Annotated in this window: 15 protein-coding genes; all 15 read left to right on the top strand. The window is 43.6% G+C overall.

Annotation, left to right across the window (positions count from 1 at the left end; genetic code table 11):
* Nucleotides 1–45 precede the first annotated feature (45 nt).
* The 15 genes from KXD93_RS12480 to sov all read left to right on the top strand — a co-directional run bounded on the left by KXD93_RS12480 (nucleotide 46) and on the right by sov (nucleotide 22,472).
* Complete coding sequence (locus KXD93_RS12480; RefSeq protein ID WP_258137443.1) at nucleotides 46–1,221, top strand: amidohydrolase family protein; 1,176 nt, start codon at nucleotides 46–48, stop codon at nucleotides 1,219–1,221.
* 97 nt (nucleotides 1,222–1,318) lie between these two features.
* On the top strand, nucleotides 1,319–1,591 hold the full coding sequence (locus tag KXD93_RS12475) for an acylphosphatase (RefSeq protein WP_258137442.1): 273 nt from the start codon (nucleotides 1,319–1,321) through the stop codon (nucleotides 1,589–1,591).
* A 48-nt stretch (nucleotides 1,592–1,639) separates the two neighbouring features.
* Complete coding sequence (locus tag KXD93_RS12470; RefSeq protein ID WP_258137441.1) at nucleotides 1,640–3,142, top strand: oligosaccharide flippase family protein; 1,503 nt, start codon at nucleotides 1,640–1,642, stop codon at nucleotides 3,140–3,142.
* Entirely contained in the window at nucleotides 3,139–3,573 is a 435-nt protein-coding gene (gene dut / locus KXD93_RS12465; protein ID WP_258137440.1) for a dUTP diphosphatase, read from the top strand. Before KXD93_RS12470 ends, dut begins: the two co-directional genes overlap by 4 nt.
* A 221-nt stretch (nucleotides 3,574–3,794) precedes the next feature.
* The gene (locus tag KXD93_RS12460) at nucleotides 3,795–5,423 is read left to right on the top strand and encodes a tetratricopeptide repeat protein (protein ID WP_258137439.1); all 1,629 of its coding nucleotides are present in this window, start codon (nucleotides 3,795–3,797) and stop codon (nucleotides 5,421–5,423) included.
* Entirely contained in the window at nucleotides 5,401–6,210 is an 810-nt protein-coding gene (lolB1, locus tag KXD93_RS12455; RefSeq protein WP_258137438.1) for a lipoprotein insertase outer membrane protein LolB1, read from the top strand. The genes KXD93_RS12460 and lolB1 overlap by 23 nt, the downstream gene beginning before the upstream one ends.
* A 10-nt stretch (nucleotides 6,211–6,220) precedes the next feature.
* Complete coding sequence (locus tag KXD93_RS12450) at nucleotides 6,221–7,528, top strand: murein hydrolase activator EnvC family protein (RefSeq protein ID WP_258137437.1); 1,308 nt, start codon at nucleotides 6,221–6,223, stop codon at nucleotides 7,526–7,528.
* A gap of 55 nt (nucleotides 7,529–7,583) precedes the next feature.
* Nucleotides 7,584–8,072: a twin-arginine translocase TatA/TatE family subunit gene (locus tag KXD93_RS12445; protein ID WP_258137436.1), complete on the top strand. Its 489-nt coding sequence runs from the start codon at nucleotides 7,584–7,586 to the stop codon at nucleotides 8,070–8,072.
* A 31-nt stretch (nucleotides 8,073–8,103) separates the two neighbouring features.
* Nucleotides 8,104–8,304, top strand: a complete 201-nt coding sequence (tatA, locus tag KXD93_RS12440) for a twin-arginine translocase TatA/TatE family subunit (RefSeq protein WP_258137435.1) — start codon at nucleotides 8,104–8,106, stop codon at nucleotides 8,302–8,304.
* A gap of 110 nt (nucleotides 8,305–8,414) precedes the next feature.
* Entirely contained in the window at nucleotides 8,415–9,839 is a 1,425-nt protein-coding gene (gene gatA, locus KXD93_RS12435; protein WP_258137434.1) for an Asp-tRNA(Asn)/Glu-tRNA(Gln) amidotransferase subunit GatA, read from the top strand.
* A 56-nt stretch (nucleotides 9,840–9,895) separates the two neighbouring features.
* Nucleotides 9,896–11,284: a lytic transglycosylase domain-containing protein gene (locus KXD93_RS12430; protein WP_258137433.1), complete on the top strand. Its 1,389-nt coding sequence runs from the start codon at nucleotides 9,896–9,898 to the stop codon at nucleotides 11,282–11,284.
* Nucleotides 11,285–11,683: 399 nt separating this feature from the next.
* Complete coding sequence (locus KXD93_RS12425; RefSeq protein WP_258137432.1) at nucleotides 11,684–12,073, top strand: VOC family protein; 390 nt, start codon at nucleotides 11,684–11,686, stop codon at nucleotides 12,071–12,073.
* Between the two features lie 143 nt (nucleotides 12,074–12,216).
* Nucleotides 12,217–14,490 (top strand): NADP-dependent malic enzyme, encoded by a 2,274-nt coding sequence (locus tag KXD93_RS12420; protein ID WP_258137431.1) that lies wholly within the window; start codon nucleotides 12,217–12,219, stop codon nucleotides 14,488–14,490.
* Nucleotides 14,491–14,807: 317 nt separating this feature from the next.
* Nucleotides 14,808–15,392 (top strand): Holliday junction branch migration protein RuvA, encoded by a 585-nt coding sequence (gene ruvA, locus KXD93_RS12415; RefSeq protein ID WP_258137430.1) that lies wholly within the window; start codon nucleotides 14,808–14,810, stop codon nucleotides 15,390–15,392.
* A 54-nt stretch (nucleotides 15,393–15,446) separates the two neighbouring features.
* Complete coding sequence (gene sov / locus KXD93_RS12410) at nucleotides 15,447–22,472, top strand: T9SS outer membrane translocon Sov/SprA (protein WP_258138079.1); 7,026 nt, start codon at nucleotides 15,447–15,449, stop codon at nucleotides 22,470–22,472.
* Nucleotides 22,473–22,644: the final 172 nt, after the last annotated feature.

Raw genomic sequence — 22,644 nt, 5'->3', positions numbered from 1 at the left:
TTTGTTAAAAAAGAGTGTTACGGGAAGTGTTTTACTAATACTTGAATGAAAAGTTTTAAAGCCGATTACGTTTATCCTGTTTGTGCCGATCCAATTAAGAATGGAATAGTAACTGTTGATGATTTTGGAAAAATAATTGCAGTTATTGACCCTGCAACACTACCCGAACCCTATAATGCTCCGGTTGAACAACTGAGTGGTATTATTTGCCCCGGTTTTGTTAATGCCCATTGCCATCTTGAACTTTCTCATCTAAAGGAGAAGGTTAAGGAGCGCACAGGGCTGGTAAATTTTATTATTGATATCCAGAAGACCCGGGGCGCAGATGCCGCTGAAGTGCTTGACGCTGCATACAAAGCCGATAGCGATATGTATGAAAATGGGATTATTGCCGTTGGCGATATCTCCAATACAAATAGCACCATCGGTATAAAAACAGCCAGCAAATTATATTACCACAGTTTTATTGAAACTTTTGGGTTTTTACCCGGCAGGGCCACAGAAGTATTTGAAAACGCGCTCCACCTGCTTAATGAGTTTAAGCCACTGCCATCGTCCATTACGCCGCATGCACCATATTCCGTATCAAAAGAGCTGTTCAAACTCATCTCCAAATACAGCGATACCGGCCATAACCTGTTGAGTATGCACAACCAGGAGTGTGAGGATGAAAACAAATTTTACCGCTATAAATTGGGAAGTTTTAACGATCTGTATGCCCATTTCGGAATGGATATTACTTTTTTTAAACCACAGGCACGTAATTCGCTGCAGTCGATACTGCCATTGCTGAGCAGCAAGCAGGAAATTTTGCTGGTACATAATACCTGTACCAATTTAAAGGACATTTATTTTGTTAAGCGATTCGACCGTAAGATCCATTTTTGCTTTTGTCCTAATGCCAACCTGCATATCGAGGGGATACTGCCCAAAATAGAACTGTTTATAGGGCAGGGGTATAACATCACTTTAGGGACAGACAGCCTGGCCTCAAACAGCAAGCTTTGCATTTTAAGCGAGATGCGCACCATCCAGGCAAAGTTTCCGGCCATAAGCACTCAGCAATTAATTCAGTGGGGTACGCTTAACGGCGCTAATTTCTTAGGTATTGATGATGAGCGAGGGTCTATAGAAATTGGCAAAACCCCCGGTTTAAATCTCATATCTGGCCTCGATGGCTTGAAAATTACGCCGGAAACGAAGGTTAAGAAGTTGATTTAGTTGATTAGGTGAGTGGTTGATTAAGTTACAATGCATAGTTTTGCGTCTTATAACACAATCAACTTAATCTAACTCAGTCAACCCAATCAACCAAAACATGACCCATCTCAATATAACAATCAAAGGCAAAGTTCAGGGAGTATCCTTTCGGGCGTCAACTAAAGCTGTTGCCGACCAGCTTGGAGTTAAAGGGTCTATAAAAAATGAGGCTGACGGCAGCGTATTTATCGAAGCCGAAGGCGACAAGTTTGCTCTTGAGCTATTTTTAGATTGGTGCAATGAAGGGCCTGAGCACGCCGAAGTTACTTCTGTTGAAACCAATGAAGGCGAATTAAAAAACTATCGTAATTTTGAGCTCGTTAAAAAATAGCTTGTAACAGGTATAAGCTTTTAAATTAATTCCCGTTAATACCAAACATTGTCAATCGCTAAAAAATTCGCCGGGCAAACTGCCATATATGGAGTAAGTACCATTGCGTCGCGGGTACTAAGTTTTTTCCTTACGCCTATTTATACGCGCGCATATGCAAGCGGTGCTTATGGTGTTTTAACTACCATGTTTAGCTGGGCATCTATTCTGAACGCTGTTATGGCCTTCGGAATGGAAACCACGTTCTTTCGTTACTTAAATAAGTACAGCGATAATAAGCAGCGCGTTTATAACAACGCATTTGCATCCGTTGCCGTAATAACGGTTCTGTTTTTACTTTTCACCTTACCTTTTATAAGTTCTATATCATCATTCATAGAAATAGGAAGGCACGCCCAACACGCTGACTTCACTACTTATGTAGAATATTTTATGGCGATATTGATAATAGATGCCTGGTGCGTTATTCCATTCGCAAAGATTCGTGCAGACGGACGTCCCGGGCGTTACGGCGTTATAAAGTTTATTAACGTTATTATTTTCATCACACTCAATCTGTCATTCATCTGGTTTATCCCCTTCTGGCTAAATCATCATTTAGTTGGATCAGCATGGATAAGTACCTGGTATGTTAAGGGCTGGATAGGGTATGTTTTTTTATCAAACCTGTTTTCGAGCATCATTACATTCCTTTTATTGTTGCCTGAGTTTTTAAAGGTGAGGTTTGATTTTGACAGGAAAATGCTGGTTGAAATGTTTAGCTACAGCTGGCCCGTACTAATTGCCAATCTTTCATTCATCATTAATGAAAACCTCGACAAATTATTATTGGGTAAACTGCTGCCATTGGACATTAGCGATCATGATGTAGGGATCTATGGGGCGTGCGCCAAAATTTCGCTGTTCCTTAGCATATTTATCCAGGCTTTTAGGTTGGGTGCCGAACCTTTCTTTTTTAGTCATGCAAAAAATAAGAACTCAGGTCATACCTATGCCCGGATAATGGATTATTTTGTAATAACAGTATGCCTGATATTTGTGGCGCTGGTAGCCAATATTGATATCCTGAAATACTTCATAAAAGGGCATGACGCGAAGCAAACCGCTGTATACTGGACTGGCCTTGGCGTAATCCCGCCTTTGGTTTTTGGCTACGTAAGCCTGGGCATTTATATGAATTTATCGGTTTGGTATAAGCTGTCGGATCAAACTAAATACGGCTTATATATTTCCGGGATCGGGGCTATTTTAACTATTGTGTTGAATGTGCTATTCATTCCTAAATACAGCTATATGGCATCAGCATGGATCTCATTAATTGCATATGCCACCATGATGGTGTTGTCATACGTTTGGGGCCAGAAAAACTACCCTATCCCCTATAATCTTAAAAAGAACCTGGCCTATATAATTGCTTCAATAATTATCGTTTATTTATCGTTCTACCTGTTTAAACGAAATATATTTGCAGGTAACTTACTGTTGCTAATATTTGGATTAACAGCTATTTATTTGGAATGGAAGAATTTAAAAGCCATTTTTAAACGATGAATATCAGGATAATTAACAAGTCGAAAAATAGCTTACCTGCATACGAAACTTTGCATGCGGCCGGTATGGATCTGCGGGCTGATGTGGAAGAAACCATCACCCTTAAATCAATGGAGCGAAAATTAGTCCCAACAGGGTTGTATATGGAATTGCCGGAAGGTTTTGAGGCGCAGATTCGCCCGAGAAGCGGTTTGGCATTTAAGCACGGTATCGGCATTGTAAATTCGCCCGGAACCATTGATGCTGATTACCGCGGGGAAATTAAGGTGCTGCTGATCAATTTTTCAGATCAGCCGTTCGAAATAAATACCGGCGACCGCGTAGCACAAATGGTAGTAGCCCGCCACGAAAAAGTGAATTGGGAAGAAGTGGAAGTGTTGAATGAAACATCGAGAGGTGCTGGTGGATATGGACATACCGGAGTAGGATAGAGGAGTGGGAGTCAAGAGTGGAGATTCAAGAAATCAAGAGTCAGGAATCAAGACAGAATAATATAGAACAATAGATGAGAAACAAGCAAGATAATCAAACTGGAACAAGTAATAAGGCAGTGCAGCTTAAATGCGCTCTCTTGATTCTTGTTTCTTGCTTCTTGCTTCTCAACCAAAATGCTTTCGGGCAAAAAAAAGTGGTCATCGTTACCGGTAAGCCGATGACATCAACCGATAGTGCGGTGGTAAAGCAGCTTTTCTTTTCGGCACTGCGCGAGAAGGCTATTGAAAACACAACGCTAGCTGCGGAGTTTTTCGACAGGGTGATCCAGATGGATCCATCGAACGATGCCTCGCTCTATGAGCTTGCCAACATCAAAAAAACAAAAAACAATTATTCCGATGCACAGGAGTTGCTGGAAAAAGCAGTAACCGTTAACCCGGATAACGAGTGGTACTGGACATCACTTGCTGAATGCTACGAAAAAAACAACGGCATTGATAAGCTGGATAACGTATTTAATGAACTGATAAGGCTAAACCCCGACAAGCCGGACTATTACTACGACAAAGCCAACGCCTTTTTTTACCAGGGCAAATATGACGAGGCTTTGAAGGTTTATGATAAGTTGGAAGGGATGATAGGTCCGACTGATGATATATTGGCTAATCGCCAAAAGATCTACCTTAAACAAAATAAAACCGACCTGGCGGCGCAGCAACTGGAGCAGATGATCGCCAGTAACCCATCGGAGATAAAATATTATTTATTCTTGTCGCAGCTTTATAGTTCAAATAACATGGCTGATAAGGCGCTAAAGGTTTTGCTGACAGCCGAAAAGCTTAAACCTAATAATGGCCTGGTGCACCTGGCACTTGCCGATATCTATCGCGAAAAAAACAACATTGAGGCCAGTTATAACGAGCTCACGCTTGCATTTGCTATCCCCGAACTTGACATAGAACAAAAAATAAAAATTATTTTAGGCTACCTGCCCAGATTTCCCGATCCGAATGCAAGGGCAAGTGCACTTGAGTTGAGCCGGATATTGATAGTTGCCCATCCTGCTGACTCAAAGGCCTACGCAATATACGGCGATATGCTGCTGCAAAATGAAAAGTTGAAGGATGCAAAGGCTATGTACCAGAAATCGATAAGCCTAAACAACCAGGTTTATGAGGTGCAGGAGCAATTAGTACGCATTGAACTGGGCGACGGTGATTTTGATGGAGCGATTAAGGATGGCGAAAATTCATTGTCGCTGTTCCCTAACCAGGCCTGGATGAATTACCTGGTTGGTGTGGCATGGCTGCAGAAAAAGGATTACCACAAGGCCATGGATTACATTAAAAATGCAACTTCACTGGAACTTCAGGATAAGGACTTACTTTCGCAGAGTTTTTCATCGTTGGGTGATTGCTACCACGATTTGAGGGATAACAAAAATTCGGATGACGCATATGACAAGGCTTTAACTTATAACCCGGATAATGCCTTCACATTAAATAATTTTGCTTACTATTTGTCGTTAAGGGGCGAGGAGTTGGTAAAGGCGGCAAAAATGTCAAAGCGTTCAAACGAGCTGCAACCCAATAATGCATCGTTTGAGGATACCTACGCTTGGATCCTGTTTAAACAGAAGGATTACGCGGGTGCAAAACTTTGGATTGAAAAGGCTTTGGCCGACGATAAGGATAAAAGTGCCGTAAAATCAGAACATTACGGCGATATATTGTTTTACTTAGGCAACGTGGACGGTGCAGTAGAGAATTGGAAAAAAGCTAAGGACAAAGGTGATAAGTCGCCTGTTTTGGATAGAAAAATAAATGAAAAGAAATACATTGAATAAAAGTAGCTATGTTAAATTGATAGCTATTTGCTGTTTGCTATTTGCTTTCAGCTGCAAAAGCCGTAAGCCGTTGGTGGTAAACCGGGTGCCGGTTGATACAGCGGCGGTTAAGCCGGTTAATACCAAAGCTGCTACGCTGGCTTCTATAAAAACAAAGCAAACCAGCTTTAATACCTTTAGCGGTAAGGCAAGCACTAAGCTTGATATAAGCGGCAGTAGCAATAATGTTACGCTTAACATTAGGATCCAGCGTGATCACAAGATCTGGGTTTCTATTACAGCTATTGCGGGTATTGAAGTGGCGCGGGCTGAAATTACACCAGACAGCATACTGTTGATAAATCGGCTGCAAAGCCTGTATTTGCGCAAGCCGTTTAGCTATGTTAATAAGTACGCAGGCAAGCAGGTTAATTATAAAACGCTTGAATCATTGCTGGTTGGGAATGCCATTCCTGAACTGCTTACCGAGAATGCAGATTTTACGCCGGGTAATGGTGGATTAACCATCAGCGGCAATTTAGCAGATGTTATTTTTAAGCTGATATTAGGCCCTGATGTACGGGTAACGCAAACAAACTTGAGCAACCAGGCTGCCGGGCAAACACTACAGGTGGTTAACGGGGCCTTTATACAGGCTACCAACAGGGTGATACCTTCGCAAATAGATATCTCATCAGTAGTAAAAGATAAAAAAATACAGGTTAATTTGCATTATACAAGAGCAGACTTTGATCAGCCGCTGGAATTTCCGTTTAGTATTCCATCAAGATATTCACCTGCCGACTAATTTAGTACGAATGAGATTTTTTAAAGTAGTTTTCATATTTGTTTTGGTTTTTGCCGCTTTTAGCGTGCATGCACAAAGCAGCGCCGAATTGAAAAAGCAACGAGAGGCGCTGGTACAACAACTGGAGCAGCTTAACCACGAGTACCAGGAAACATCAAACAATAAAAAGACCACTTTAAAACAACTTACTTTATTAAAGCAGAAGATTAGTCTTCGGGAGCAGGAAATCAGTAACATAAACTCGGAGGTAAGAAATTTAGATAACCAAATCTCCGAGAGCAATAACTTCGTACGTAACTTACAAACACAGTTAGACCAGTTGAAGAAGGAATATGCTGCGATGGTTTTGTTCACCTATCGAAACCAAAGCGCCTATAATAAGCTGATGTTTATTTTTGCGTCGAAAGACTTTAACCAGGCTTACAAGCGTTTAAAATATTTACAGCAAATTGGAACCTACCGCATGCGGCAGGCAGGCTATATACAGGAAACACAGACCGAGCTGCACGTTAAGATAAACCAGCTTGATAAAAACAAGAAGGAAAAAAACAACCTCCTTGTTGACCAGGAAAAGGAAAAGAAAACCCTTGGCGAAGAAAAGAATACCCAGGTTGCGGTTGTTGCCGATCTTTCGAAGCACCAGGGACAGCTGAAGCAGCAGCAGGATGAAATACAAAAGAAGATAAGCAGGACTAATAAAGAAATTAATGCCGCTATCCGTAGGGAAATTGAAGAAGCAAGGCGCAGGGCCGAAGAGCAGGCCAGGGCTGAGGCAAGAGCTGCCGCCGCTGCTGCAGCTGCAAAGGCCAAGCTGGAAAATAAGGAAGTAGCAACGCCAAAAGTGCGGATAGCAGAGAAGAAGTTTAGCGACAGGGAGGCCCTGAACGCAACCCCGGAAGCAGCCAAGCTATCAAGCGACTTTTTAGGAAACAAAGGTTCGTTACCATGGCCGGTTGCAACAGGTAACATAAAACAGGGTTTTGGGATTTATTACGACGAAACCGGGATCAAGAACGAAAGCATGGGCTGGGATGTGAAGACAAACCAGGGCGCTTCGGTTAGGGCTGTATTCCAGGGTGTAGTTTCGAAAATTAAAGACGTTAGCGGAACCTACCTGGTTGTGATACAACATGGCGAGTACTTTACAGCTTACTCAAATCTTAGATCGGTTTCGGTTAAGGATGGACAAAAAGTAACTACCAAACAGGCGATTGGCACCGTAGCTACTGATTCATCAACTGGTGAAGCAATAGTAACATTTGCGATATATAAGGGTTATAGCCCGGTAAACCCTAAAATTTGGTTAGCGCCAAATTAGTTTAAAAATTATAAATATTAATTTGCCTATATTTGCAGGCTCAATTGTTGTGTGTATGCATAGTTTAGTTTTGGGATTTCTGAATATCGGTTCGTCCGAAATGATCCTCATTGTATTTGTGGCGCTGCTACTGTTTGGTGGCGAGAAATTGCCTGAAATAGCACGCGGACTTGGCAAAGGGATTCGTGATTTTAAGGATGCATCAGATGGTGTTAAACGCGAAATAAACAACCAAATAAACAGCTACGAGGAAAAGCGGGAAGAAGATAAACGCTTGGAGGAAACCGTTAAGGCAAACCAGGATGCTGCCCAGGGCAAGCTTCCGGAGTATACAAGCGGGTTTCAGCCAGCTGAAAATACAGTGCCGCTGTCAGATAATTTCACACCGGTTGAGCATACTACTACTGCCGAAACACATACGGAGGCACACACAGAACCTGCTGCGCATACAACTGCAACAGATTCAGAGCATACAGCAGAACACCATACTACTACATCAACAAATATTGATGCAGTTACTGCTGAACATACGAAACATTCATAAATAATATTAATCATAATTAAACATAAAAATAATGGGTTCATTAGGCGCACCAGAAATTATTCTGATCATCATTGCAATTTTAATACTGTTTGGCGGTAAAAAAATTCCTGAGCTTATGAAGGGTTTGGGCAAAGGCATGAAAGAATTTAAGGATGCACAAAATGGTGAAGGCACTACCAACACCACTTCGGGCTCTACAACCAACACTTCTGACGACAAGCCAAGAGTATAAATTGTAATACCGTGCCGGAAGATCCGGCGATGTTGTATCAAAGTTTTAAATTATAAACTTATCTGTTGAATATTTATGCATTCAACGGATAAGTTTTTTATTTTAGCCCCATGACTAAATCTTATACCTCGTTAAGCGAGATAAAGAATGAGATTGCTATAGGGAAAGTTACTGTAGAAAAACTGGTAAAAAGTTACCTGGGTAATATAGCTTCAAATGCACATTTGAACGCTTTTAATGAAGTGTTTGAAAACGAGGCGTTGAGCCGCTCTGTTGAAATTGATGCCCGCATAAAAAGTGGAACCGCCGGCAAACTCGCCGGGATGGTGATTGGCATAAAGGACAATATTTGCTACAAAGGGCACAAAATTAGTGCTTCCTCAAAAATTTTAAAGGATTTTACCTCTGTTTACTCGTCAACCATAGTTGAACGCTTGCTTGCCGAGGATGCGATAATAATAGGCCGCTGCAATTGCGATGAGTTTGCTATGGGCGCTGCGAATGAAACGTCGTTTTTTGGCCCTGTAAAAAATTATGCCGATCAAACCCGTGTTTCAGGTGGATCGTCAGGCGGATCGGCAGTGGCAGTGCAGGCAGATATGTGCCATGCTGCAATAGGCACTGATACAGGCGGATCGGTGAGGCAACCTGCTTCATTTTGCGGTTTGATAGGCTTAAAGCCGACCTATGGGCGTATTTCACGCCATGGTATAATTGCCTACGCCTCGTCGTTCGACCAGGTGGGTCCCATCACCCGTTCGGTAGAAGACGCTGCACTTTTATTGGAAGTTATGGCTGGTCCGGATGAGTACGACAGTACTGTCGCCAGCGTTGCTGTCCCGGCGTTCAGCAGTGAGATTAAAAAGACAGGCCCTAAAAAAATAGCTTACTTACAGGAAGCTATTTCAAGCCCCGGAGTTGATTCGGAGGTTAAAAATACACTGATAACGTATATTGATAAGTTACGCGCTGAAGGCCATACAGTTAAACCAATTGCGTTTGATTACCTGGATTACCTTGTGCCTACTTATTATGTCTTAGCCATGGCCGAGGCTTCGTCGAACTTATCGAGGTACGATGGCGTGCACTATGGCTACCGCAGCCCTGCGGCTACTGATTTGGTTTCAACCTATAAACGCTCGCGTTCCGAAGGCTTTGGTAAGGAAGTTAAACGCCGCATTATGCTGGGTACGTTTGTACTTAGCGCAGGTTATTACGATGCCTACTTTGCAAAAGCACAAAAGGTGCGCCGTTTGATAAGGGAAAAGACAGATGAAATTTTGCAGGAGTATGATTTTATACTAATTCCGACTGCGCCGGAACCTGCCTTTCCAATTGGACGACAGGAAAAAGATCCCGTGGTAACGTATCTTTCTGACATTTTTACCGTACAAGCATCGTTGACAGGAGCGCCGGCAATATCGCTGCCGGCAGGCAATAATAGCAAAGGTTTACCGTTAGGATTGCAATTGTTAACTAAACATTTCGAGGAACAGGAGTTGTTAAATTTCTCCAAATATTTCCTCGAACTATAGATAATTAATATATTAGTAGAATATACTGATAGCAATCGCTAAGTTAAACCCTGATTATGAAGAAAACACTTACGCTGATCATCTGTTTATTATCATTACAATTTGCTAAGGCAGCCCCCGATTTTTTCCAAAACGATAAACTGACAGGCGACGACATTAAGGCTCACACCGATACAACCATACTCCCGGTTGTTAACCAACCCGCCCCATTACCCTACCAAAGCGGCATCTACAAAAAACGTTTAGACTCGATAAAGAAGGACATTCCGTTGGATTATAACGAGTATGTGCAAAGCTATATCGAAATTTACATGCGAAACCGTGAAGAGATGGGTAAGGTTTTAGGCTTAACAAAATATTACTTTCCTATTTACGAAAAGGCCTTCCATGATGCCGGAATTCCGGATGAAATAAAATACTTATCCATTGTTGAGTCGAAGCTTGACCCTTATGCGGTATCGAGGGTTGGCGCAACTGGTCCGTGGCAGTTTATGTTTACCACAGCCAGGCTTTATGGGTTAAACATGGACGATTATGTGGATGAGCGCCGTGATCCTATCCAGGCAAGCTATGCTGCTGCAGCCTATCTAAAGGATGCCTACCAGGAATTTGGCGACTGGCTTTTAGCCATCGCATCATACAATTGCGGAAAAAGCAACGTAGAGCGCGCAATTGAAAAAGCAGGCGGCGCAACCGATTTTTGGTCCATCCGCCAGTACCTGCCAAACGAAACAAGAGGATATGTGCCTGCATTTATCGCGGTAGCTTATGTTATGAATTATTACAACCACCATAACATTGTACCGCAGGTTTGTAATATCGCCATGAAAACTGATACGGTATTGGTGAACAAGTTTTTACCGTTAAGTACTGTTGCACAGACGCTAAATCTCGACCTTGCCCAACTGACCATTTTAAATCCATCATACAAAAGGCAAATTATTAACGGCACGGCCAACAAGCCCCGCCGGATGATAATCCCGCAGATTGATAAAACCAAATATGCTGCATTATATGAAGCTTTAAATAACTCAACCTACGCCGCCGCCGCACCGCAGCCTATGGTTTACGCAGCTGCCTACCATGAACGGAAGGAAGCCAAAACGCCATCGTACCATAAGGTGAGACGGGGCGAAACCTTACGTGATATTGCCGACAATTATGGTATTGAAGTGCAGGACATAAAGGTTTGGAACCACTTGCACAGTAATAAAGCCGTAGTAGGCCAAAGGCTAAAGGTGAAGGAATCTGCAGATGAGCCGGAGGAAAAACCTGCCAAAAGCAAGACCCACAATTACGTTACCTATAAAGTTAAAAGAGGCGACACGCTTAGCGGCATAGCGTCAAAATTTGACGGAGCCTCTGTTGCAAAGATCCGCGAGCTTAACGGCCTAAAGAAGGGTGAGCTGCAGCCGGGGATGACTATTAAGATCAGCAAAGGGTAATTTGGTTTCGGATTTCGGATGTTCGATTTCGGAAATAGAAATTGACGAATGCTGAAGTAAGAAAATATGTTAAAGGTATTTTACGAGAGTGAGATACCTTTTTTGTTTAAGATAAGCTAGTTCAATAATGCTGTCTTTTCTTAACTTTAAGTAACGGTGATGCTAATGTGGCGTCATTTATAAAATGATACCTGGCAGGGTTTACACAAAATGCATACTTATTATAAAATAATAGAGTTAATTTATTGATTATCAAATATTTGAATTGATGTAACCCCCTAAATTATGTAAACCCGTGTAAACCCCTTTTTTTGCTAAGTGGGGTAATTCCAACCCAAGGCTATACGTCAATTTGTGGTTGAAATAATACTGAATGCGTTTAAATTAAAAAGTAAAACGATGGCAAACCTTAATTTCATCTCACCCTTTTTTATCGTTTCCACTTTAAAAGACTCGGTGGATTTCTATGTAAATAAACTTGGGTTTGAAGTATGGTATACCGGCCCTGATGGTGATCCATATTGGGCGATGATTGGCCGCGGCCCTGTTTCAATTATGCTGAAGGCTATTACTAATGACATAAAACCTATTCCCAATCACACCCGGCATGAATGGGCTCCCTGGGATGCCTACATTTCTGCGGATGACCCTGATGCGTTATTCGAGGAATTCAGTTCAACCGGCGCCACATTCCGGAAGCCCATCCATGACAACAGCGATAATTTGCGCGGGTTTGAAGTAATGGATGCCAATGGTTACGTTTTGTTTTTTGGACGACCCAAAGCATAAAAATTTCCTAATTCTGCAAATTCATAAATTCTGGAAATTCTGATTCAGACAATAATTCCGAAATCAAACCTCCGAAATCCGAAATTAATCTTCGTCCTTTCAGCTTTATCCGTAATTTTGCGGCCTGACCAGTAACTGAGAAGATGAGCAAACCCACCACCCGTAACCAGGACGCGTTAAATTACCACTCAAAGGGACGCCCCGGTAAAATACAGGTAGTACCTACCAAACCCACCAACTCGCAGCGTGATTTGAGCATGGCCTATTCGCCCGGTGTGGCTGAGCCCTGCCTGCAAATTGCCAACAACCCCGAAGATGTTTACAAATACACAGCAAAGGGTAACCTTGTTGGTGTAATCAGCAACGGTACGGCAGTTTTGGGCCTGGGTAATATTGGGCCCGAGGCAAGTAAACCGGTTATGGAAGGTAAGGGCCTGCTGTTTAAAATTTATGCCGATATCGACGTTTTCGATTTAGAGGTAAATGCAAAAACGGTTGATGAATTTGTAAACATTGTAAAGGCGCTGGAACCAACTTTTGGCGGCATCAACCTGGAGGATATCTCTGCTCCAACCTGTTTCGAAATTGAACGCAGGCTAAAGGCCGAGATGAAGATTCCCGTGATGCACGATGACCAGCACGGTACGGCGATCATTTCCGGTGCAGCATTGATCAATGCCTGCGAGATCCAGGGAAAGAAGCTTGATAAAATAAAAATGGTGGTTAGCGGTGCTGGTGCTGCCGCAGTTTCCTGTTCAAAAATGTACCTGGCCCTGGGTGTTAAAAGGGAAAACCTGGTGATGTTTGACGTGAATGGTTTAATAACTCCGAACCGTACCGACCTTGACGAAATAAGGCTTGAATTTGCCACCACCCGTACCGATATAAAGACACTTGCCGAGGCAATGAAGAATGCCGATGTTTTTGTTGGCCTTTCTGCCGGTAATATAGTTACTCCCGACATGTTGAAGAGCATGGCGAAAAATCCGGTGGTTTTTGCAATGGCAAACCCCGAGCCCGAGATTGCATACGACCTCGCAATTAATTCGCGTAAGGATATCATTATGGCCACCGGTCGTTCTGATTTTCCGAACCAGGTAAATAACGTTTTGGGTTTCCCCTACATTTTCAGGGGTGCGCTTGATGTAAGGGCGACTGCCATTAACGAAGAAATGAAGATTGCTGCAGTCCGGTCTATAGCCGGAATGGCGAAAAAGCCAATCCCTGAGGCGGTTAATCTTGCCTACAATACCACCAATTTAAAGTTCGGTAAGGATTATATTATTCCCAAGCCGATGGATCCAAGGCTAATCACCGAAGTTTCATCAGCAGTAGCGCGGGCAGCAGTGGAATCTGGTGTAGCCCGTAAGGCAATAACCGACTGGGATGCCTATACCGAAGAACTAAGGATGCGGATAGGCATCAATGATAAGCTGTTACGCAATCTTACAAACAAAGCAAAATCAAACCCAAAACGAATAGTATTTGCGGAAGCGGACACCTATAAAATTTTAAGAGCTGCCCAGATTGTTAAGGAAGAGGGGATAGCCACACCTATTTTGCTGGGAAATGTTACCCGGATAAAACAGATAATGAAGGAGTTTGACATCGAATTGGGCGATGTAACCATTATCGACCCAGCCGAAAACTGTGAGCGCCTGGATGAATATGCTGAATATTTATACAAAAAACGCCAGCGCAAGGGTGTAACGGTTTATGAGTCGAAAAAACTGGTGCACGACCGTAACTACTACGGTGCCTGCATGGTGCAGTTTGGAGAGGCAGATGCCTTAATTTCCGGCTTGACCAAGGATTATGTGACCACCATAAAACCGGCGCTGCATATTATCGGTACCGCAGACGGTGTGAGCAGGGTGGCAGGTATGTATATGATGATCACCAAAAAGGGGCCGGTATTTTTTGGCGATACAACGGTTAATGTAAACCCATCTATACAGGACCTGGTTGATGTTACGGTGTTGATCGAAAAGTCGGTCAGGAAATTCAATATCGACCCAAGGGTTGCCATACTTTCCTATTCAAACTTTGGATCAAACCAGGGGCCTATTCCTGAGAAAACAAGGGAAGCTGTTCGGATCCTACATGAAAAATACCCAGAGATGATAATCGATGGTGATATGCAGGCCAACTTTGCATTGAATGCTGATCTGCTTGCCGATAATTTTCCATTCTCGACATTGAAGGGCAAGCCTGCAAACACATTGATCTTCCCGAATCTTGAATCGGGTAACATTGCTTATAAATTATTGCAGGAAATAGGCGGCGCTGAGGCAGTGGGGCCTATTTTGCTGGGATTAAAGAAGCCGGTACACGTGCTCCAACTGGGCAGCTCGGTGCGTGAAATAGTAAATATGATCACCATTGCCGTAGTTGATGCCCAGGAAAAAGCCGGGTGAGTTCAGCAGGAATGAGAACCTGGCGGCTGCTAAATTTTTCAAAAGCTTGCAAGTCCTCATTCCATAATAAAATACCTTACTGTGCGTTGTAATGCTTTAACATAAAATGTTAATTTGTTAATAGTATTGAACCCGAATCTGTCGAAAAACCTTATATCTTTCGCCTGGAATTAGCGGCCGGATGTTTCTTAAATCATATAAAAACGTTTGTTCTTTAATATCAAAATATAATATGTTTTGGGTAAAAGATTTTTTTCAGAAACAGTAAAAAACCTTTTACCTTTCGCTTTTAACTTATCAATAATTAAAGAATAAATATGTACGCTTATATCGACGGTAAGTTAGTTTTTAAAAGCGCTGCCTTTGTGGTGATAGATGCCGGGGGAGTGGGTTATCACATCAATATTTCACTTAACACGTATTCAAAATTGGGCGCCGGCGAGCGCTGCAAGCTTTTTACCTGGCTGCACGTAAAGGAGGATGCCCACACATTATATGGCTTTATTGACGAGGGTGAGCGGCGCCTGTTTTTGCACCTGATCTCCATATCGGGGATAGGGCCTAACACCGGGCGAATGATGCTGTCATCAATTACGCCGGAGGAAATTCAGAATGCCATCATTTCCGGGAATGTTTCATTGATCCAGCGGATCAAGGGCATAGGCCCAAAATCGGCGCAAAGAGTTATACTGGAGCTGCAGGACAAGTTGAAAAAGGAGGGATCGGATACTTTAAGTACAGTTCCGTTAAACAAAACAGTGCGTGAGGAAGCCTTATCTGCCCTGGTGATGCTGGGTTTTGCCCGCAACGTTGCAGAAAAAACTATTGACCAGGAAATTAATAAAAATAACGGCGATTTAACTGTTGAACAGTTGATTAAAGCGGCCTTAAAAAGTTTATAATTACGTTAATTTTTAACAAGCTTGATTAGATTTTTTACCTGGAAAGTTGTTTTAATGCTATCCTTTGTCTTCGCATTTTGCGGGGTGGAGGTTGCTTTTGCACAACAACCAACGACAGGTAAAAAGGCCGATTCTGCTAAAGTTCAGATTCCGGCGAAGGTCGATGAGTCAAACAACCAGCGCCTGCGCCAGGGAGTTTTTAATACCGACCCGATAAACCTTGTTCGTACCATTGAATACGATGCCATAACAAACAGGTACGTGCTGTATGAGCGGGTTGGTAACCTGCTGTGGCGTCCTCCGCAATATCTTACGTTTGACGAATACCTGCGTTTAAAGGAACGGGAAAATCTGCGTGAAAACTTTAAGCAAGCGTCTGACGCCTATGCTTACCAGTCGCAACAGCCGGGATTTATCCCACCTTTGAAGATCAGGAGCCAAACGTTCAACCAGATCTTCGGAGGTTCGACCATCGACATCAGGCCGCAGGGCTCTGCCGAGGCGATCCTTACCGGGCAAATAAATAAGAACGAAAACCCCTTGTTTAATACCCGGCAGCGTACACAGTTCAACTTTAATTTCGATCAGAAGATCCAGCTGAATGTAACGGGCAACATAGGTGATAAATTAAAGATTACCACGAACTATAATACCGATGCGCAGTTCCAGTTTGAGAACCAAATAAAGCTGGATTATACGGGCAAGCCTGATGAGATCATTCAAAAGATAGAGGCCGGTACGGTAAGTATGCCGTTAAACACTACGCTGATAACCGGTAGCCAGGCGCTGTTTGGCGTAAAGACGAAGCTGAAGTTTGGCCGGTTGGATGTTACTACCATTTTTTCGCAACAGCGGTCGCAGTCAAAAACAATTACCATTACAAACGGCGCTCAGCAGGGACAGTTTAAATTTACCCCTGCCGACTATGAAGCCAACCGTCACTACTTTTTATCGCAGTTTTTCCGGAATAATTATAACAAGGCGTTATCCAATATCCCGATCATCTCATCAAACATAAACATTACAAAAATTGAGGTCTGGACCACCAACCGCACCAATACCACTACTGATTCAAGGGATGTGCTTGCAATGATGGACCTTGGCGAAAACACGCCATACAACAAAACACTGGTTCATGGCGGGCCGGCTTATTCTGGTTTGCCGGCAGGTTTTAAAGGCCCGGGTTTCCCGCAGCAGTCAAACACGCTGCTTGCAAATTTACCGGCCGCCACCCGTTTAACAAACGATCCGCAAAATACCATAGGCAGCTACTTTAAAAATACCGGTGGCTCCGATAACTATAGCAAACTGACCTATGCGCGTAAATTAACTGCTAAGGAGTTTACACTTCATCCACAACTGGGCTACATTTCCCTAAATTACCCGTTAAATAACGACGAGGTGCTGGCAGTGGCTTACCAATATACCTACAACGGTGTGCAATACCAGGTGGGTGAGTTTTCGAGCGATGTGCCGGTTGACCCGGTTAATCCAAAGGTTTTATATGTAAAGCTGTTGAAAAACCAACTGCTCAAAACCAGCCTGCCAACCTGGAAGCTGATGATGAAGAACATTTACTCGTTAAACTCATTCCAGGTTGCGCCTAAGGATTTTAAATTGACCGTAACCCGGTTGGACGATAAATCCGGCATTGAAAAAACCGTTATGGAGGAGGGGCAGAACACCAAGAGCAAGCTCTGGATCCAGCTCACCAACCTGGATAACCTCGATCAGCAACAGAACAAGCAGCCGGACGGTTATTTCGATTTTTTAGAGGGGATAACTATCGACTCACAAAACGGGCGGATCATTTTCCCGGAATTGGAACCTTTTGGCTCCGATCTTGCTAAACAATTTACGGCCAGTGAAACGGACCTGGCCAAGCGCTATGTTTACCAGCAATTATACGATTCGACCAAAACCATCGCGCAGCAATTCTTTCCACAGTTAAACAGGTACCTCATTAAAGGTACCTACACAGCAACGGGCGGGTCGGAATACCAGTTGAATGCGGTTAATATTCCGCAGGGATCTGTGATTGTAAATGCGGGAACGTTAACACTGGTGGAGGGCACCGATTATACCATTGATTATAGTGCAGGCCGGATCAGGATCCTCAACACAGCCTTACTTTCATCAGGCCAACCTATTACGGTAAAGGTTGAGAACAACGAACTGTTTGGCGTACAGCAAAAATCATTATTTGGGTCGAGGTTTGATTACAAGGTAAATGATAACCTGAACATTGGCGCAACCATTATGCACTTGACGGAGCAGCCTATCACCCAAAATGAAATTATCGGAGAGGAATCGATCTCGAACACTATTTATGGGTTCGATGTTAACTATAACGCCAACTCCCGGTTGCTGACCCGCCTGGTTGATAAGATCCCGTTTATTCATACCAAAGCGCCCTCGTCAATTAGCTTCAATGGTGAATTCGCACAATTGCTGCCCGGTAGCCCATCGATCCTGAATTTCGCGGGATCAAAGAACGGAACCTCCTATCTCGACGATTTCGAGAACAGTCAATCAGTCATCGACGTAAAGAGCGCTAACAGCTGGCAGATTTCAGGAACGCCGCAGATGCCACAATTCCCGGAGTCGCAATCATTTAACGACCTGAGTTACGGCTATAACCGAGCCCGGCTGGCCTTTTATAATATCGACCCTGTATTTTACACCGGATCCAGCAAAATCCCGGTTAGCCGCAACGAGCTATCAAACAACTATGTAAGGCAGATCCTGCAAAATGAAGTTTATCCCTATAAGCAGTCGCCTACAGGGCAGCCGTTGAACATTGCTACCTTAGACCTCGCCTATTATCCAATGGTGAGAGGGCCATATAACTTCAGAACAAGCGGGCTCAATGTAGACGGTACGATGCAAAATCCACAGGGTAAATGGGGTGGGATAGTTCGCGGAATAAATGCCAATGACTTTGAATCGCTAAATGTACAGTACATAGAGTTTTGGGTGATGGACCCATTCACTTACAAGACAAACTCAACCGGTGGTGATTTATATTTTAACCTTGGAAACATCTCTGAAGATATATTAAAGGACGGGCGTAAGAGCCTTGAAAATGGACTGCCTGTTGATGGAAATTTAAGCAATATTGATGAAACTGCCTGGGGGCGGGTATCAAAATTGCAGCCGGTTGTAAACTCATTCGATAATAATCCCTCATCGCGTAAACTGCAGGACGTGGGCCTTGATGGGTTAAATGATGCCGACGAGCAAAAGAAGTTCTCGGGTGTGGTTACTCAAATTAAAGGCCAGCTCAATTCGGCTGCGGGAACAGCATTTGCCGCGGATCCATCTTCGGATGACTACCAATATTACCAGGGGCCTGAGCTTGATAAAACCGCCGCCGGCATCTTACAACGTTACAGCAGGTATAACGGTACCGATGGTAACTCGCCAACAGCCGAACAATCTCAGGCCTTGTTGGGATTACAAACATCTGCATCCACCTCAATACCCGATGGTGAAGACATCAACCATGACAACAACATGGACCAGGACGATGAGTACTTTCAATACAAAGTTTCCATGCGACCAACTGACCTGGTTGTAGGCAAGAACTTTATCAGTGACAAGGTTACCTCAAACGTTAAACTGGCAAACGGAAATACAGAGCAAGTTACCTGGTACCAGTTCAGGGTGCCCATTAATTCATATCAGCAGGCTATCGGCGGCATCCAGGATTTTAAGTCCATCCGCTATATGCGCATGTTCATGACAAATTTTGCGGATACAGCAGTTTTGCGTTTTGCTTCATTGCAACTGGTACGCGGTGAGTGGCGCGCCTTTAACACCGAGAACAATCCAAACAATGTGATTGCCGATCCATCGATAGTTAATCCGCCGCTTGATAATTCTGTACTGGATGTGGAAACTGTAAACATTGAAGAGAACGGTAACCGCCAGCCAATCCCGTATGTGGTTCCGCCGGGCATTACCCGTCAAACTGACTATAACAACATTCAGACCAACACAAAGCTGAACGAGCAATCGCTGTCGTTAAAAGTTACAGCATTACGTGATGGCTATTCCCGGGCCGCATTCAGGTTATTTAATAACGATCTGCGCAAGTATAAAACCATGCAAATGTTTATACACGCAGAGGGTACGCAGTTAAAGGATAATGACCTGAGCGCATTTATACGCCTTGGAGTTGACTATGTAGATAACTACTACGAATACGAAATTCCGCTTAAAATAACCCAGCCGGGAACCTCGGCCCCAACCTCTATCTGGCCCGATGTAAATGAGCTTGACCTGCAGCTATCATTGCTTACAACGGCTAAGCTTGCCCGTAACAATGCCAAGTACCAGGGTAAACCGTGGCCTTTGACTATGCCGTTCACGGTTTCTGACGGGCACAATAAGATCACAATTGTAGGGCAGCCGGATTTGAGCCGGCTTACAGCGGTAATGCTGGGTGTTCGTAACCCCTTAAAGCCGGCATCGAACGCCAGTAATGACGACGGCCTCGACAAGGATGGAACCTTGTGGTTTGACGAGTTGCGCCTTACTGATTTTGACCAAAAGGGAGGCTGGGCCGCAACTGCAAGGGTTGATGCCAAGCTTGCCGATTTCGCTGATATAACCGTATCAGGCAGTAAAACCACCGTGGGCTTTGGTACCCTCGACTCCAGGTTGGCAGACCGGAGCCTGTATGATACCCAGGTTTATGATGTGGCCGCAAATTTAGAGCTCGGAAAGTTCTTTCCTGATAAGGCAGGGGTACATATCCCGACTTATATCAATGTGTCATCGCAGGTGAGCACACCTGAGTATGATCCATCATCGCCAGATATCACCCTGAAACAAACACTTAACGCTACCAGTGATTCCAGGAAACGAGATTCGATAAAAAATGCTGCGCAAGATTATACACTTCGAAAGAGTTTCAGCTTCACTAACGTGCATATAGCCAAAACCGACACCAAGGCTAAACCACATATATGGGATGTATCGAACTTTAATGCTACCTATTCATACTCAGAATACCAGCACCATGATAATACCACACAGAACGACCTGGAGAAAACCTATAAGGCTGAGCTGGATTATAATTACACCAATCAACCTAAATATTATAGCCCCTTTTCCAAACTGATAAAAAATAACCTGCTGGCGCTCCTGCGCGATGTTAATTTCAGCATCCTGCCGACGCGTTTAAACTTCAGCATCAGCTTCGATCGTTTTTATTCGGAAAACACTTTGCGCAATAACGACCCGAATAACTTTATTCCTATCCCAACCACGTTTAACAAAACCTTTAATATTACAAGGGTTTATGGGATTGGCTGGAACTTGTCGAAATCGCTCACTATGGATATCGATGCTACCAATCTTTCGACAGTTGACGAACCCGCCGGGCGCATAAACGGGTTGAAAATTGATACGCTTTGGAACAATTTGCTGCACCTGGGCCGCAACACCAACTATAATCATACCATAAACTTTAACTACACGGTGCCACTTGCCAAAATACCGGGTATGGACTGGACAAGCATGATTGCCCATTACAGCACGCACTTTAACTGGCAAACCCAACCGCTGTTTGCAATAAACGATCCGCAGTATGATGTGGGCAACAGTATCCAGAACTCGCGCACCATCCAGCTGAACCCAACATTAAATTTCGATCAGTTTTATAACAAGTTCAAGTTTATAAAAAGGGCGATGGGCCCCGACAATACAAACGGCGTAACCAAATTTTTTGTGGGCCTGTTGACCACCATCAAAAATCTGAGCGGTACCTACACCCGTACCGAGGGTACATTTATCCCGGGCTATTTGCCGCAATCAAACTTGTTAGGTGAGGATTTGAGCTATGGCGCTCCGGGCATAGGATTTTTATTAGGCAGCCAGACCGACCTAAGACAAAAGGCAGTTGCCAACGGCTGGATAAGTACGGACACGCTTCAGAACCAACTTTACGTAAAAACGCTGAATGAAGACCTGCACCTGAAGGGAACCTTTGAGCCGGTTAAATACCTGAGGATAGAACTGCAGGCCTTTAAAACGCAGAATCATACCTATCAAACCACCTTTAAATCGCTTGATGGATCAAACAACATTCAAAACCTTAACCCGGTAACTTCCGGTGATTATACCGTTTCCTATCTGACCATAAATACTGCTTTTAAGAAAACAAAGGGTGTAGACAACACTTCGCCAACGTTCCAGAAGTTTTTGGACGACAGGGCTGTTATTTCGCAACGGTTAGGCAAGCTTAATCCTAATTCAACCGCAGCGCCTGTCGGTGGCTTTACAGATGGTTACAGCGCAAATTCACAAAACGTACTGGTACCGGCGTTTCTTGCTGCCTATACCGGCAAGGATGCAAGCAAATCGGGCCTTAGCCAGTTTCCCAATATTCCAATTCCTAACTGGCAGATAACCTATAACGGGTTAAGCCACGTACCGTTCTTTATGGACATGTTTGATTCATTTGATGTAACGCACGGTTATCGGTCTACTTATAGCGTATCGGGTTTTACAACCTTATTACAGTACCAGGCAACTAATGGCGCAGTAAGCTCAAGGGATGCCAATAACGACTTTTTGCCATTCTACCAGTTTTCGCAGGTTACTATTTTCGAGCAATTTGTGCCATTGATAGGTTTGTCGGCACGGTTTAAAAATAACATGACCGGTAATTTTGAATATCGTCAGAGCCGGTCGTTAAGCCTGAGCATGCTGAACAGCCAGCTTGCCCAGCAAAATGAACGCGACCTCGTGTTCGGCTGGGGTTATCATACAAAAAATTTCAGGTTCCCGTTTGGCTTGTTCAGCGGCAAGCAGGATAATGATGTAAACTTTAAGGTTGATTTTTCTTTGCAGGATTTGAAAACGCTCATCTACCGTGCCGATGTGCAGGCGGCTGAAATATCATCAGGCGCACAAAATATTACCGTTCGTCCGTCGATAGATTATGTGATCAACCAACGCTTTAACCTCAACATCTTCTACGACTCTAACATCACCCGGCCATATACCTCGCAAACATTTAATACGGCGTTTACCAATTTTGGAATTAATTTAAAGCTGTTGTTGCAGTAGCCACTCCCGCGCGTCATTGCGAGGAACGAAGCAAACTCTAAACTATGCAAATCAGGGAACAATAATACTATGGCGTGCAGTCAGGGGCTGTAAGGTCACAACAACATAAAGCTTCATTGATTATCCTGTGCAGAGTTTGCTTCGTTCCTCGCAATGACGTGATGGAGATAGT

Source organism: Mucilaginibacter phenanthrenivorans (genome assembly GCF_024721155.1).
GTDB lineage: Bacteria > Bacteroidota > Bacteroidia > Sphingobacteriales > Sphingobacteriaceae > Mucilaginibacter > Mucilaginibacter phenanthrenivorans.
This window is presented reverse-complemented; position numbering and strand designations above follow the sequence as displayed.

What these genes read in the sequence shown, in the direction of transcription:
- KXD93_RS12480 (WP_258137443.1), top strand. Translation starts at nt 46, where the DNA reads ATGAAAAGTTTTAAAGCCGATTACGTTTATCCTGTTTGTGCCGATCCA.
- KXD93_RS12475 (WP_258137442.1), top strand. Translation starts at nt 1,319, where the DNA reads ATGACCCATCTCAATATAACAATCAAAGGCAAAGTTCAGGGAGTATCC.
- dut (WP_258137440.1), top strand. Translation starts at nt 3,139, where the DNA reads ATGAATATCAGGATAATTAACAAGTCGAAAAATAGCTTACCTGCATAC.
- KXD93_RS12460 (WP_258137439.1), top strand. Translation starts at nt 3,795, where the DNA reads ATGACATCAACCGATAGTGCGGTGGTAAAGCAGCTTTTCTTTTCGGCA.
- lolB1 (WP_258137438.1), top strand. Translation starts at nt 5,401, where the DNA reads ATGAAAAGAAATACATTGAATAAAAGTAGCTATGTTAAATTGATAGCT.
- KXD93_RS12450 (WP_258137437.1), top strand. Translation starts at nt 6,221, where the DNA reads ATGAGATTTTTTAAAGTAGTTTTCATATTTGTTTTGGTTTTTGCCGCT.
- KXD93_RS12445 (WP_258137436.1), top strand. Translation starts at nt 7,584, where the DNA reads ATGCATAGTTTAGTTTTGGGATTTCTGAATATCGGTTCGTCCGAAATG.
- tatA (WP_258137435.1), top strand. Translation starts at nt 8,104, where the DNA reads ATGGGTTCATTAGGCGCACCAGAAATTATTCTGATCATCATTGCAATT.
- gatA (WP_258137434.1), top strand. Translation starts at nt 8,415, where the DNA reads ATGACTAAATCTTATACCTCGTTAAGCGAGATAAAGAATGAGATTGCT.
- KXD93_RS12430 (WP_258137433.1), top strand. Translation starts at nt 9,896, where the DNA reads ATGAAGAAAACACTTACGCTGATCATCTGTTTATTATCATTACAATTT.
- KXD93_RS12425 (WP_258137432.1), top strand. Translation starts at nt 11,684, where the DNA reads ATGGCAAACCTTAATTTCATCTCACCCTTTTTTATCGTTTCCACTTTA.
- KXD93_RS12420 (WP_258137431.1), top strand. Translation starts at nt 12,217, where the DNA reads ATGAGCAAACCCACCACCCGTAACCAGGACGCGTTAAATTACCACTCA.
- ruvA (WP_258137430.1), top strand. Translation starts at nt 14,808, where the DNA reads ATGTACGCTTATATCGACGGTAAGTTAGTTTTTAAAAGCGCTGCCTTT.
- sov (WP_258138079.1), top strand. Translation starts at nt 15,447, where the DNA reads ATGCTATCCTTTGTCTTCGCATTTTGCGGGGTGGAGGTTGCTTTTGCA.